Origin of the sequence: Natrinema sp. SYSU A 869, from assembly GCF_019879105.1 — an archaeon.
GTDB lineage: Archaea > Halobacteriota > Halobacteria > Halobacteriales > Natrialbaceae > Natrinema.
This window is the reverse complement of record NZ_CP082247.1, coordinates 331,449-345,570: the sequence shown is the minus strand read 5'-3', so window position 1 is coordinate 345,570 and position 14,122 is coordinate 331,449. Positions and strand designations below refer to the sequence as shown.

The following is a 14,122-nucleotide window of genomic DNA, read 5'->3' as shown; positions in this document are numbered from 1 at the left end:
GGAAAGAAACTTGCTGACCAGACGAGGTATCGGGAGCGAGATGGGCGTTCTTACCACGTAGAACGGCAATCTGATCGTCTCGATGATACGAATTTCGAGCGCATACCTGCGTCTTCAGGCGCAGGTCGAGCGGTAGGCGCAGCGTGTCACCCGCAGCCGGTGATCGGGACGGATTTCCATCGTAATCGTTTTAGTGTGATAGCACGTAACATAGGGTGCTACGAATACCGTGAGAGGCCGTTCCCGAACAGACAAGGGATGGTGAGGAGCGCAGTCTGTTCCTCACACGGCGATGACATGGTATTCGATGGGGCCTATTTGACCGGGCCACAGCCCTATACAGGGGAGGAAACGAGAGTTCCCCCGGTGTGTCGCCGGTTCCCCTTGAGTGCGGGTTGGAACCTCGAACGCCGCACTCGGCGGAAATCCGATGATCGGATTCCACGTCCTTCAGGGCGTGGAGGGGGTCAATAGTCGTCGATCTTTTCTCTGACTCCTGGATGATTTCCAGCATTAGACTTTCGTTCCGCAGCTGGAAATGCGATGAAAAAGGTCGAACCGTCACCTGGCGTGGACTCGACCCAGATGTCGCCGCCGTGGCGTTCGATGATGCGCTGGCACAGTGCAAGCCCCATTCCAATCCCAGACTGCTCCTCGCGCGTATGAAGCCGTTCAAACACCTCGAAGATGCGTTCCTGCTCATCAGGAGCAATACCAATGCCGTTATCCGTGACAGAGATAATCCATTTCCTTCCGTTTCGGTCGGCGGTAATGTGGATGCGTGGCGGTGCATCGCCCGCATACTTGATGGCATTACTTACCAGGTTCTGAAACACCTCGTACAACTGGTCTCGATCGCCATCGACGGTAGGTAACGACTCCGTTGTGATCTCGGCACTACTCTCCTCGATCCGGAGTTGGAGATCGTCGAGAACATCATCAAGTACCGCCTCAAGCTCGACTGGCTCAAAGGACTCACCTTGTGTTTCGACCCGCGAATACGCGAGCAGTCCTTCGATCATCGACTGCATGCGGTCAGCCCCATCCACGGCGAAGTCGATGAATTCCTGAGCATCGTCATCCAACTTGTCTCGGTACCGGTCCTCAAGGAGTTGGAGATAACTCGAGACCATGCGCAGCGGCTCTTGGAGGTCGTGTGAGACGGCGTAGGCGAACTGCTCAAGCCGTTCGTTAGATTCCTCCACTTTCTGGCGGTATTCCCATCGCTTTGTGATATCGGTGAGCGCGCCTGGGAATGTGACAGGGTTGCCGTCATCGTCGCACTCGACATGGCCCTGGGCGACAACCCATCGGAGTTCGCCGTCTGCGTTCCAGACACGGTAGTCCTCCTTGTACTCCCCGCAGGTCTCGAGTGCCTCTTCGATCGCTGCCTCAACCCGACCACGGTCGTCTTCATGAATCGAAGAAACAAACCGATCGAGCGAGACCTCCTCCTGAGCTGCGTCAGGATCGACGCCGAACAGTCTGGCGAACGCGGGACCCGTGACCATTTCATCCTCCTGAACATGCCACTCCCAGGTGCCGACTCCACCGGCCTCGGTCGCGGCTTCAAACCGTTGCTTGGCATCGTGGAGATCCTGTTCACGTTCGACCCGATCGTACGCGGCTTGGGCGGTCATCGCCAGGATATCGACGAACTGCCGCTGTTGGACCCCGATCATGCCAATCTCACAGGCACCGGCAACGATGACACCGTGATCGTCCACGGGGACGTACAGCCCGCTTCGCATCTCGGTACCGCTCGTATTCACTTGGACCTCGGACGACTCGGTCTCAGTATGGTAGTGGCGACGCTCACCGCCGGCATAGGCCGCAGCGGCAAGACTCTTCCCCTTGGCCGGAAGCGTCGGGAACTGCTGGCCGGAGAACTCCGCCGTTGCTGTTTGCGCGTCTGCAACGAGGGCATTCTCATCGTCATCATGGCGGTAGTACGCAACGAGCGGGAGATCGAGGACGTCGGCTACGGTAGTAACGACTTTCTCACTGACCTCTTCGCGCGTTGCGGTGGTCAACAGCTGCTGGGCGGTGTCGTTGAGTGCTTTCAGCTGCTGCTCGAATTCCTTGCGGTCGGTGATATCTTCAGTGATCCCAACGATCCGGGCGACCTCACCGTCTTTGTCTTCGATCGGGAACGCCCGGTCACGGACCCAGCGGACCGTGCCATTGGGCTGGACAACCCGATACTGCTCGTCGTACTCGCCCTCGGGTTGCGTGTCGAGGGCGTCCCGGACCCGATCACGATCCTCCGGATGGATCGCATCGAGGAACGACAGCGGCTCGTCGTACAGGCTCTCGCGGCTCCGACCCCAGATCTCCTCGTAGGCCAGATTCATGTAGAGTACTTCCTGTTTATCGGGCGGTGTCATCCAGAACCCTTCCTCAATGTTTTCAGCGATCTGGCGGAAGCGCTCCTCGCGTTCCCGGAGTTCCGCCTCGATACGTTTTCGCTCGGTGATGTCTCGCACAATCCCGGTGAAAAAGCGTTCGCCCTCATGGTCGACATCATTGAACGAGATCGCGAGCGGGACCTCGGTTCCATTGCGGCGGCGGCCGGGCAGTTCGACGTACTCCCAGTCGAGAGACCGTTCACCCGTCTCCAAATAGCGTGCGATCGCCTGGCGGTGCTGCTCTGCACGCTCATCAGGCATCAAGATGGTAAGTGGTTCGCCAAGGAGTTCGTCAGGTTCGTATCCGAAGATGGCTTCGATGGCCGGGTTCACCGATTGGATCGTGCTCGTCGATCGTGATGATGGCATCGTTGGCGGCCTGCGTGAGTGCATGGAACTGCTCGAGTTGCCGTTCACGCTCTTTCCGGTCAGTGATGTCGCGAAACGTCCAGAGCCGACCGTAGTGGGTCTCGTCCTCGCCGATGACCGGGGCAGAGTATCGATCAAGCCAGCGGCCATCCGCGAGTTTGATCTCATCCCGACTCTCCTCCTCGGGATTGTCGTAGAGGTCTTCAACCTTTTCGAGGAATTAATCGGGATCGGCAAGCAGATCCAGCACGTACTCAAGGGCGCGTTCGTCCGACCACTCCGACAAGATTTCATCGGGAATCCCCCAGATCTCGGCGAACCGCTGATTGTAATAGAGGATATTGCGGTCCTGATCGACGACAAGCTGTCCGTCGATCGTTGTCTCCGTTTGCGCTTCCAACAGTGCGGTTCTGAAGTCGAGTTTGCGCTTGTGTTCCCGCTGCTCTGGGATATCATGACAATAGACAGATAATCCTGACTCGGACGGATAGATACGGGCGCTGATCCAGATATCGAGTGAGTCGAGGTACAGTTCGGTCTCAACAGGCTCCTGCGTCTCGAGTGCGTCATGGACCGCATCGTAGAGTTCTGTCTCTGTGGCGGCTGGATACGCATCCCATATCTGCCTGCCGAGAACCTCGTCGGTATCGGCCGCCAAGGGGTCTTCTGCCTGGTCGTTGAGATACGTGAACTGGAACTCGTCGTCCAGCGCGAAGACGCCGTCGGTGATCCGGTCGAAGACGCGTGCCGTACTATCGGGGGGCTCAACTGGGTTTGGTTCTCTGGTCATTTCCTAGGAGTACGGACCGCTCTCCGGTAAATATCACCGGTACTGTACAGAATGCTCATAGATTGTGCCCAGTATTTCCTCATCCAGGAACTGTCTCTACCCTGGTCAAACCAATCTCACCGCCGGTGAAGTTGTCAAGCAATGGGTGTTATCGGTGGCCTGGATTAAGAGTGGTATCTCAGGCACGGGAGAGTACAAACGTCTCGTGAATGATCCGTTCCAGCGCGCCGTCCTCCGATCTGAAGACCAGGACAAAGCTCATCCATGTCTCGAGCACTACTACCAAAGGTTAGGAGCACTTCCATTCCAGAGGTTCCGTTCTCAGCCCTCGTAGCGTTCGGTCAGGCACTCATTCGTCTACTGAGACTTCGTTGACCGTCTTGCCCTCAATCCGGGCATCGACCCCGAGCGCGTCAGGAAGCGCTGACTCCAGGATGACTTCGAGAAGCGCGTCACATGCCGGGCACATGGTCTCTGTACAGATCGGGTCGTCAAATGTTGTCGCCACAAGATTGCCGAAATCAATCTCGAGAACTACAAGGACAGGTGAGGTCCTCAGTCTCCGTCATCGGTGATGCTGTCGGGAAGTAGCGGTCGCAGCGACCCGGTTCGAGATTACAATCTCTTCTTCGCACATGGATTCTGGAAAGAATTGCTGGGTTCTGATTATTATCTGCATTGGATGAGTTGGATGGTAGCATTCCCCAAAGGATTACGGGTGTGTGCCGCCAATATGTGAATGAGGGCTCATGAGCCTGATCCAGTACGTAGTCCGGTGGTATCGACTCAACTGCGGAGTCGGGAAGCAGATGCTGGATCAGGGTGCCGAACTGCGTTCCTGTCCCCACTGTACTGAGGAGACTCCGGTCTACAGGTCGGGTTACGACTCGTTAGGGAATCCGATCTCGTTTAGTGTCTGTCTCTGGTGTGACGGACTGATCGAGTACAGTGACGGCGTCAGCCGGCCCCATGCGCCGTATGCAACCACGCGCGATCTTCAGGGGGACCGGCCAGCATCCCGGCCATAGCCACATGCACGCCGGGAATCACCTCTCAGCGAGCCTAATATCATGAAGGATATTACCATCGGGCGCGTGGTCGGCATCCCGATCAGGCTGCATTGGACGTTTCTGGTGATCCTCCCGCTGTTTACCGGTCTCATCGGGATGGATATCGTCCAGCTCGCGGTTTTCCTCGATACCGTGCTCCAGGCGGGGATTGATCCTGCTGTGCTGGACGGGGCCTGGCAGCCATGGGTACTTGGGTTTGTTGCGGCGGTAGGGCTGTTCGTCGGCGTGCTTTTCCACGAGTTCGGCCACTCACTGGTCGCATTAAAGTATGGCTATGAGATCGATGCGATCACGCTGTGGCTGCTCGGCGGCCTCGCCACGTTCACCGAGGTCCCCGAGCACTGGCGCCACGAGTTCTGGATCGCGGTGGCCGGCCCGGTGGTGAGCATCGCGGTCGGGGGCATCTGCTATCTTGGCTTCCTCCTGACGCCGCCGAATCTCGATCAGGCCCAGTTCGTATTGGGGTATCTCGCTGTGCTCAATGTGGTTCTGGCGGCGTTCAATATGTTGCCCGCGTTTCCGATGGATGGCGGCCGGGTGCTTCGGGCACTGCTCAGCCGCACCCAACCTCACGCACAAGCCACGCAGCAGGCGGCTGAGATCGGCAAGGGCTTTGCGTTCCTCATGGGGGTGCTGGGCCTGCTCGCGTTCAACTTCATCCTCATCCTCCTGGCGTTTTCGTCTACATCGCCGCCACCGGCGAAGCCCGGCAGACGACGGTAAAAGCTGCCTTTGAAGGCGTCACAGTCGCCGACATTATGACACCTCGCGAGAACCTGCACGTCGTCACGACGGATACCACGATCGCAGAGCTGCTGGAACGGATGTTCCACGAGCGCCATACCGGGTACCCGGTTATCTGCGCCAACAGTGTCATCGGGATGGTGACTCTGAACGATGTCCGGAACGTCAGGACGGTCGAACGTGACGCCTCTCTTGTCGAGGACGTGATGACGGAACCAGTTGTCACAATCGCTCCTGACGCAGAGGCAGTAGAGGCCTTCCACTACATTCAACAGCACGACATCGGCCGGCTTCCGGTGGTCAACCCAGCAGGGGACCTAGTGGGCCTCATCTCTCGAACAGATCTAATACGGGCATTTACCATTCTCCAGGCGGCCGGGTCACCGGACTCGGACACCGATCGCACCCTCAACACCGAGGACGACCTGTCCCGTCGCCAGCCCCGCTGATAACCTGCGCAACAGCCGGTCGTGACGCTGATCCCGAACCGGGAGGCGCACGGCCGCACCGTAGGTGGCGTGTCCTGTCCGGAGATCCAGCAGGATGACGAGCGGCAGGGCTTCGAGATCGTGGACGTCCTGATAGGCGACTCACAGGAACCTGCACATATTGGTAAAAAGAGCAGGAAAGAGTAGATGGCAATAAGCGCTGGATGCCAATATACCGCTGACTGGAGTACGCCACCAACGGTCCACAACCGGGTTCATCGGCGCAGGTGAAGCACTGTATGGGTACAGCACTGTTCGAGGGGACAAAAGAAACACAAACTGAACTGGCGGAGACACTCATCCCGGTCTGGAGGCGCCGTGTGATACCCCGATCTTCCATATGGAAGCCAAGGTCTCGGTCGAACAGACCGTCAATTAAGGAGCAAGCGCGGTGGCTGATGTCAATCTAGAGAGTTCTTTCTGTCCGGTGCAGTTTTGAAGAAAACGGCGCGGTGATCGACGGCGATTAGTGCCGGGGAGAAATTCTGACGAGTATATACCAGTTGCTTCAGTAACGAGTGTGTTGAGATAAGCTGGTAATGCTGAGAGTAGCGATATCTGAACTGCGCGATGTCTGTCATTTCAGTTCGTGAGTTCAGTAGAGCCACTGAGGTTGACCCGTGGCCTGTTTGTACCAGCCGGTCGACGAGGCAGGTATCAGGCGTCTTCGTCAGCGGTTCCTCGTAGACGGTGTCCTCACCCCGTTCTTCGGTAACATCTTCTGTTTCAGATTGTTCTGAGTAGTGGTGACAGATGTAGGGCCTGCAAGAAACTGCAGCCATGCTATAGATTTGACCGAACAAGGTCGTAATCTGAATGCAGACTGTAGTAGGCTAGGATGGCCTATTACAACTATATTCGGATAATAGGAAGGCTTAAACTCAGTGATAGAGGTTCACACGCAACGGTGGAAACACCGCAGAAACAGATGGCATTGGACGATACGTCTTCGAACCAGCATCAAACGAACAGATCTACTGACGAAGAACCTGCGACGCAGCGCGGAGACCTGCCAGCGAGACCCAGATACATGGATTCAATCGGACACGGCCCACTCGCTCGAGCAGGCAGCGAGCGTGTAGCGTGTTAGAGTCATTCGACTTTTAGGGGGTGCCGCGAGCCTTTTCGCGTCTGCAGCCGTAGAACACGTATGTGTGGCCGTACTTCGCTGTTCATCGCACAGGCAGATCTCGAGGAGCGGTTTGATGTCCGTGTCGTGGCAGACGGCGGGTATCGGCCGCGGTTCAACATCGCACCGGGGGAGCCGCTGGAGGTCATCACGAACGAGGCACCCACCGAGATCGACCGGTACACGTGGGACTGGTCCCGCACTGGCAGGACGATCCCGGCGAGGGCTTCGTCAATGCCCGGGCGGAAACCGCCCACGAGAAGCCGTCGTTCCGGGATGCATGGGCGATGCGGCCCTGTCTTGTGCTGTCCTCCGGCTTCTACGAGTGGCAGCGCCGGAACGGCGGTCCGAAGCAACCGTACCGCATCTACCGGGAGGACGATCCCGCGTTCGCCATGGCCGGCCTCTGGGAGGAGTGGCACGGCGACAACAGCGAACGGCTGCGGACCGTGACCGTGCTCACCACCGACCCGAACGATATCGTCCAACCGATCCATGACCGGATGCCGGTTGTTCTCTCCCGGGACGACGAGGAGACGTGGCTCACCGCCGGGCCGGACGATCGCCAGGAGCTGTACCGTCCGTATCCGGGCGACGATCTCGCAGCCTATCCGATTGCACCGCGTATCAACGATCCGGCGACCGATGACGCTCGCGTTATCGAACCGCTCGACACGGACCAATCGGATCTCGATGAGTTCATGTAAGATCCGGAGAGAACTGCTGTCTAAAGGGATCAGGCGGTAGGTGATTATCCTGGGATCGAAATTCCGAACGTTCGGAGTACGGAATGTGGTGGATTACCTGAGGCGGGCAGCCACCTGTTCCAGTTCCTGCACCCGGTCGATCAACAAGACGACTCTCGCTGGTTTGCGCCGCCATCAGTCAGGCTGGCGACGCCCTCAACGTAACTGCAGAAATGTGAGTGCGGCCGCGCTGCATGAAATGCGCGTTGGGTTCCGACTGTGCTGTGAGCTCCTCGGGGTAGGGACCGACCGGTGCCGATCACGTCATAGAACGTCGTCTTCAACAGCGGCGGTCTCGCCGCCGTTATCGCCTTCAGGGTCTGTCTCGGTTCCTTCCTCTTCTTCAATGATATCGGCAGTAAGTACCTTTAGCGGGGTATTGTCGACGTGTTGGCCGATTTCTTTTAGTGTGATCCGTTCGGCGTGGTGTTCGGTAGTAACGTTGAACACGTCCAGTTCGAGTTCCAGTGCGACCAGTGCCTGGTCGGCAGCGACGAACACCGGCGGCAACTCCTCGCCGGCCGACACCCGGGAGCCGGGAGTGATCTCGACATAGCTGAGATCCGGGTTGAGCATGTTCCCGGTCTTGGCGATGGCAATCCGGATAGCCTCATCCGCTGTATCGATATTGTATACCGGCACTGCGGCATCGACGGCGACTCTGTAGTCCATGGTGGTTGTTAGAGGAACACATGCATGATCTTTCGCATAGTGGATTCTGTCCTGGATAGAATGAACTAAAATTCCGTGATCGAATCTTCTTCCGCAACTCTACAGAAGAGCAACGTCTGAAACCGTATCAGCAGGTGGACTGTTTTTGGTGCGCCCTGTTGGGCGGTATCTTCGGTTATCATTCTCTCCTTGATGGATATGATATCAGGGGTCCTGTTGTGGTTTTGAACTGGCGGGAAAACAACCCTTGGTGTGGACAGATCAGCGTTACTGTTTGCCCCCGGTGGCCGGCCCTGTACCGATGAGGTATCTGTATTTTGCCACTTCATGCTGAATGTGTGGCCATGGACAGGCAGTACTTCTGAGGTGCCACTCACGCTCCGGACACGGATTGATGAACTTGCGGCTGAGGGTGATGGCTGGACGTTCACTGATGGCGTGACGTTTGTTGGGTCACAGTCGGCAGAGGTGCCTGATACCTGCCCTGATTGTGGGGCAGAACTCATTGTTACAGCAGTGTATCGCGATCCAAACGCGAGTCTGGTCGCCGTCCAGCTTACCTGTCTGGTGATGCACAATAGGACCCGAATCGCGACATCCATTTATGACCCAGAAACGGACGACCTCTACCTCGAATTGGAGGAGCTGCAGATGGGTATCGGTGACTGGCGTTGTAAGCATAGCACTCGCTCAGCAGCACCTGTTTTCGAATCAGTCAGGTGACGGGCCCAGATACAACGTCAAGTGTTAACATTTAACACGTAGTACCGTGATCATCACGTATGGTTCAGAGAGACCCGTCTGCACCAGATGAACCCCGGTTCGAATGTCGGGACTGTATTTACACCACGAACAAAAAGTCACATCCACCGTTCTGCCCCAGATGCGGAGGCAGGATGCGGACTGCCCCGATTCAATAAATCCTTCTAATGGGTGAGTTCCCCTGAAATTGACATCTGTGAGAGCAGCGAAAACGTACCCAACCCCCGGGCTGATGTTACCGAACGAGACAGACCCACAGTCGGAGCGGCGACAGGCTGAGAACGCTGCCGACGCCAGTGAGCGCACGACGTGTCCGGAGTGCGAGTCAGAGACGCTGATCCACGATGGTGACCGGCATGAGGTGGTCTGTAACGCGTGTGGGCTGGTTGTGGTCGATGAGACGATCGACTACGGGCCGGAGTGGCGTGCGTTTACCCAGGCTGAACGGGAGGAACGGTCGCGCGTGGGGGCACCGACAACAGCGTTGCTGCATGATAAAGGGCTCACGACGACCATCGATTGGCGCAACCAAGACGCGTTTGGGCAGGCGATCACGCCCGAGAAGCAGAGTCAGGTCCAGCGGCTGCGGACATGGCAGCACCGTGCACGGACCAGCGACGCCGGTGAGCGCAACCTCAGGCAGGCACTCACAGAGATCGCCCGGATGGCCAGCGCATTGGAAATCCCTCGGCCAGTCCAAGAGGTCGCAAGCACGCTCTATCAGCAAGCACTGGACGCCGACCTGCTGCCGGGACGGTCGATCGAGGGGATCGCTGCAGCAGCACTGTACGCGGCGTGTCGCCAGGAAGAGATCCCGCGTACTCTCGACGAGGTCACACAGGTGGCCCGTGTGGATCGCAGGCGGATCGGGCGCGCATACCGCTACATCGCCCAGGAACTCGAACTCACAGTCGAACCGGTCGACCCCGAACTATACCTGCCCCGGTTCTGCTCGGAACTCAATCTCGAAGAGAACGTCCACCAGGAGGCACAGGCGATTCTCGGCGTCGCCACCGAGGAGGGGCTCCACTCCGGCAGGTCGCCGGCCGGTGTTGCGGCTGCAGCCATCTATCTCGCTGCCCGCCGCTGTGGCCAGGACCGTTCTCAAGAAGCGGTTGCGGACGTCGCACAAGTAACGGTCGTGACCGTTCGAAATCGGTACCAGGAGCAGGCCGAGGCGATCACTGACTCATAATGTGCTCCACACTAATTGATGTCCGTCCGATATCGCAGTTCGCCATACAATGTTGTATGTTACTAGATGGCAAGGGATAAACGCTATGCTCGTGTATTACCGATATGCAAGCGCTTGAGCGTCCAACGTTCGAGAGCGAAGCCGGTGAACAGCTTTATCAGTATGTTGAGCGGAATGGGCCTGCAACTCGGAATACGGTCCGTGAAACGGTTTCGCTGCCGCCTGAACAATTTCGAAGCGAACTGGAGCAGTTGAAAGCAGCGGGGTATATCACGGAAGAAGGCGGATCGCTCCAGATCACGGTTGATATCGGCACCGAAAAAGAATATACGGCGGATGATTTCACCTATACCATCCGCCCAGGACGCCACACTGACGTTGACGGTATTGTCGAGACAATCCGGGATGTCACGAGCGAAGAGACGTATATCGTCGCTGAAAGCGTCGCCGAGCAACTGCTCTACGAAGATGCGGTCACCCGGCACAATACCGTCGAATCACGCGTGTTCTTTGTGGCCACGGCTGACGAGACTGTGATCGGCTGGACGCATCTCACCCTGCCCCAGACAACGAAGCTGCAAGATACTGCCCAGCTAACGGTTGGTGTGCGCGAAGAGTACCGTGAGGCAGGCGTTGGCAGCAACCTTCTGCAGCAGGGGCTTGACTGGGCCGAGGCGACCGGCTACCGCAAGGTGTACAACAGCGTGCCCGCCTCCAACGAGGCAGCTATCGCGTTCCTTGAAGCCCATGACTGGACTATTGAGGCGATCCGGAAGGAACACTACACGATCGGTGACCAGCTTGTCGACGAGGTGATGATGGCATACACGTTCTAATCACACTCCCCGACGTCACGTTACCATTCTTGAGCAGAAAATAGACTCAGCGACGGCGCTTGGTAGAGAGCGGCAGGACGGAACACCAGATTCGACGAACTGCCTGGCACTGATCGGAAGATCGCAGAGGTCTACTACAGTAGCAGCGGCGGCTGGTCATTTGGATGTACTCGAAGCTAGCAGTGGAGATACGGAGTGATGTCCCTGCTGCGATCCGGCAACCGATGGGACTGGCAGTTACAGGATAGGTGAGTGGCAGGAGTATGCGGCTGGAAGATGGAACATGCACCACCGCACCTCGTACCGGAGTGGGACGGTATCAAACCTACGGATATCGGTGACAAACTAGCATACCTCTCGTGAAGTGGCCGTCACCGGTCACCTCAGCCTCTCTCTCTCCGCTGTGTGATCAGCTAAGCATGTAGATCAGACTACCCGTCTGTACAAGGGATTAAGCCGTTACTGCGTAACCATCAGTGGCTGGTAAGATTGCGACACAGGAGGCTCACGCCAGATGGATGTGGATCACGCTTCCGGTGGCTGGCCCAGGAAGAGATCTGTCTCGGTTACCGACGCGAGTGCAAAGTTCTCGTACACAGCATCAATCGTGATCGTAACCCACTGTCCGATGCCGGCCTCAGGAACGACGATAACAAATCCGTCGATGTACCCGATACCGTCTCCTTCCGCACCAAACTCCGTAATCTGGATACGGTACTCGTCACCGGGTTCAATGGGAGCCATACTAGACGTTAGCACGACACATACATTGTTATTTCGGTTTCAGATTAGCTGGTTCCAGTAGTCGCTCTGGTATCGCATTTTAGCGGTTGCTGGCTTGGCGTGTCTGAAACAGTTTCCAAGAGCTACGACCTTTGACTGTCTAGTTCGGGACCCCCTTCTCAGAGGCAACGAACAGCGTCTTGACCGACCAATCTTCCAACTGAGCCAGAAAGAATGAATAGTCGATTTAAACCGAGGACGCATGCAGTCCCGGCGCGTCATCCGCTGTGATCCCAGGCCAACCAGCGGTGGACGTGGACTGGATCGTATCGCTGGATGCATCACAATCCACCATCCCGATTCCAGACGGTCACCGCACCAGCGCTTGTGCAAGGTGGCCATCACTCGTACTTCTGTCTACGTTCATATTGATAGTGAGAGCGTTGTGTCAACCTGTCAGTGGCGGAACGGGAGGTGACGACATCGTTGCTCTGATCGTATGACAGCTACGTTGAAGGTGGGAAGGTTTATGTTCTATGGTAGCATACAACATGATACCGGGCGAAGTCACGAGGATCCACCGAACGACTCGATTCGAATGTCCATACAGGGCAGGAAAGGTCGAGTTAGAGGTACAACCAAAGCCCCCGTAACAGGGAACAAGGTGAACGCCTCCAAGGAGACCAACGCGGCCCATAACTCGTCCACCATGGTGGTCGAGTGAGAAGGCTCAGTAACGGATCTCGCGTAAGTGAGATTCGTGAACTGCAGATACCCAGGGCCGAAGGGCTGCAGAAACGTGCTCTCGTTCGGATCCAAATCGTGGTCTTCGTCCCCGTGTTTTCTCACTGTCTACGCCCACCAGTATCGCATCATGGTGACGGATGATGCAGACCAGTACGTAGCATGGCAGATCGGTGTTGCAGTGGTTGATGGATTTCCTTCGGAGCGTCCCTTGTTGAGTGCGAACACGTAAACCGAAAAATAGCTGCGGTACGAACCCAGGATCGTCTGTCCTGTCTCGTGTGTCCTGGTCGGTTCACAGGGCCAGGTGTGGCGGCGATTCGGCCATGACGACCTCTGTCACATTCCCCATCTTGCTGTGGAGGACCGCAAGCAGATCGTCAAGTGTGATAATGCCGGTGAGCTGCCCGTCCTCCACGATCGGAATGCGGCGCACGCTGTTTTCGTCCATCTCCGCGAATACGTCGAACAGTTCATAGTCGCCGTCCACCGTGAACACGTCGTCGGTCATAATGTCCTTGGTGGTCAGGTCCTCGAACTGCTGCAGAAGCAAGACACGGGCGATCCGATGCTGGCTGAAGACCTCTACACTATCTCACACTTCAAATGTAAGAACCGGTACGCCGAATCCGTGTCACGGCCGGGAATCGATCCGGGATCAGTCGTCGTCCGTCGTTTGAACCTCGACCACACCGGTTCCGCGTACGACGACATCGTATCCCGCGTACTCGAAGGACACTTTGCCGACAGCAGGCTCAGATCGAGAAGTGAACAACTCGTTCAACGCGTCCGGATTGATCGCCTCATAGAGTGACGGTAACTCGAACATATCCAGACCAGACGCTTCTGCAACCGCCGAAACAACCGCATAGACAGGCGTATTCTCGGTATCTTGCTTCCATTCAGTAGTAGTAGATAGAGTCAGTTCAGCTTGAGAGTCATCCGTATTAACCTGTGTGCTCATCTTCCCATGGACCCTGAAGTGAAGTAGTCTACCAGAAAAGGATTTGCAAACTCTGTTGAATGAGCCACGGTCTTTCATGTTTGACGGAGGATTGTCATCCCTATTCTTATGGTGCTAATCACCATGAGGTCTGATATGTACGATTTGACCGGTTTCCAGCGAGATCTCCTGTACGTAACTGCGGGACTGGATGAACCGCACGGCCTCGCGCTCAAGGAAGAACTTGAGGACTACTACGAGAAGGAGATCCATCACGGCCGACTCTACCCGAATCTGGACGAACTCGTTGATAAAGGACTTCTCGAAAAGGAGCAGGCCGACCGCCGGACGAACGTGTACTCGGTGACGCGACGAGGAACCCGCGAGATCAAGGCCCGACGCGACTGGGAAGACCAGTACGTTTCTGATCTTCTGTGAAGACCGAGCTTCAGATCAAAGGGCTCTATAGCAATTCTCTTCTTTAGCTATCTAATCTCGTGGAG

The 14,122-nt window shown here is 56.8% G+C and carries 9 protein-coding genes and 2 pseudogenes; 5 read left to right on the top strand and 6 right to left on the bottom strand.

The features are described 5' to 3' along the window. Positions 1-467 precede the first annotated feature (467 nt). Positions 468-2,777, bottom strand: a complete 2,310-nt coding sequence (locus K6I40_RS01510) for a PAS domain S-box protein (protein ID WP_222913374.1) — start codon at positions 2,775-2,777, stop codon at positions 468-470. A gap of 220 nt (positions 2,778-2,997) precedes the next feature. Further along, positions 2,998-3,567: a PAS domain-containing protein gene (locus K6I40_RS01505; protein WP_222913372.1), complete on the bottom strand. Its 570-nt coding sequence runs from the start codon at positions 3,565-3,567 to the stop codon at positions 2,998-3,000. A 1,070-nt stretch (positions 3,568-4,637) separates the two neighbouring features. Here K6I40_RS01505 and K6I40_RS01500 point away from each other — a divergent pair. Together K6I40_RS01500 and K6I40_RS01495 are read left to right on the top strand one after the other, a co-directional pair. Further along, a pseudogene (locus tag K6I40_RS01500) lies at positions 4,638-5,830 on the top strand (M50 family metallopeptidase). A 1,189-nt stretch (positions 5,831-7,019) separates the two neighbouring features. After that, a pseudogene (locus tag K6I40_RS01495) lies at positions 7,020-7,705 on the top strand (SOS response-associated peptidase). Positions 7,706-8,008: 303 nt separating this feature from the next. Here the strand turns inward: K6I40_RS01495 and K6I40_RS01490 are convergent. Continuing rightward, on the bottom strand, positions 8,009-8,416 hold the full coding sequence (locus K6I40_RS01490) for a DUF555 domain-containing protein (protein ID WP_222913370.1): 408 nt from the start codon (positions 8,414-8,416) through the stop codon (positions 8,009-8,011). A 994-nt stretch (positions 8,417-9,410) separates the two neighbouring features. Here K6I40_RS01490 and K6I40_RS01480 point away from each other — a divergent pair. Then, on the top strand, positions 9,411-10,373 hold the full coding sequence (locus K6I40_RS01480; RefSeq protein WP_222913366.1) for a transcription initiation factor IIB: 963 nt from the start codon (positions 9,411-9,413) through the stop codon (positions 10,371-10,373). A 104-nt stretch (positions 10,374-10,477) separates the two neighbouring features. Beyond that, positions 10,478-11,209, top strand: a complete 732-nt coding sequence (locus K6I40_RS01475; protein ID WP_222913364.1) for a GNAT family N-acetyltransferase — start codon at positions 10,478-10,480, stop codon at positions 11,207-11,209. A gap of 525 nt (positions 11,210-11,734) precedes the next feature. Here K6I40_RS01475 and K6I40_RS01470 read toward each other — a convergent pair. The 3 genes from K6I40_RS01470 to K6I40_RS01460 all read right to left on the bottom strand — a co-directional run bounded on the left by K6I40_RS01470 (position 11,735) and on the right by K6I40_RS01460 (position 13,640). Continuing rightward, positions 11,735-11,953 carry a TRAM domain-containing protein gene (locus tag K6I40_RS01470; RefSeq protein WP_222913362.1) on the bottom strand — a complete coding sequence of 73 codons (219 nt, stop codon included), beginning with the start codon at positions 11,951-11,953 and terminating at the stop codon, positions 11,735-11,737. Positions 11,954-12,971: 1,018 nt separating this feature from the next. Beyond that, positions 12,972-13,229 (bottom strand): CBS domain-containing protein, encoded by a 258-nt coding sequence (locus tag K6I40_RS01465; protein ID WP_222913360.1) that lies wholly within the window; start codon positions 13,227-13,229, stop codon positions 12,972-12,974. Positions 13,230-13,334: 105 nt separating this feature from the next. Then, positions 13,335-13,640, bottom strand: coding sequence for a HalOD1 output domain-containing protein (locus K6I40_RS01460; protein ID WP_222913358.1), 306 nt, complete (start codon positions 13,638-13,640; stop codon positions 13,335-13,337). Positions 13,641-13,775: 135 nt separating this feature from the next. On the opposite strand from K6I40_RS01460, the gene K6I40_RS01455 reads away from it, so the two are divergent. Then, entirely contained in the window at positions 13,776-14,057 is a 282-nt protein-coding gene (locus K6I40_RS01455; protein ID WP_222913356.1) for a helix-turn-helix transcriptional regulator, read from the top strand. Positions 14,058-14,122: the final 65 nt, after the last annotated feature.

What these genes read in the sequence shown, in the direction of transcription:
- K6I40_RS01510 (WP_222913374.1), bottom strand. Translation starts at nt 2,777, where the DNA reads ATGCCATCATCACGATCGACGAGCACGATCCAATCGGTGAACCCGGCC.
- K6I40_RS01505 (WP_222913372.1), bottom strand. Translation starts at nt 3,567, where the DNA reads ATGACCAGAGAACCAAACCCAGTTGAGCCCCCCGATAGTACGGCACGC.
- K6I40_RS01490 (WP_222913370.1), bottom strand. Translation starts at nt 8,416, where the DNA reads ATGGACTACAGAGTCGCCGTCGATGCCGCAGTGCCGGTATACAATATC.
- K6I40_RS01480 (WP_222913366.1), top strand. Translation starts at nt 9,411, where the DNA reads ATGTTACCGAACGAGACAGACCCACAGTCGGAGCGGCGACAGGCTGAG.
- K6I40_RS01475 (WP_222913364.1), top strand. Translation starts at nt 10,478, where the DNA reads ATGCAAGCGCTTGAGCGTCCAACGTTCGAGAGCGAAGCCGGTGAACAG.
- K6I40_RS01470 (WP_222913362.1), bottom strand. Translation starts at nt 11,953, where the DNA reads ATGGCTCCCATTGAACCCGGTGACGAGTACCGTATCCAGATTACGGAG.
- K6I40_RS01460 (WP_222913358.1), bottom strand. Translation starts at nt 13,640, where the DNA reads ATGAGCACACAGGTTAATACGGATGACTCTCAAGCTGAACTGACTCTA.
- K6I40_RS01455 (WP_222913356.1), top strand. Translation starts at nt 13,776, where the DNA reads ATGTACGATTTGACCGGTTTCCAGCGAGATCTCCTGTACGTAACTGCG.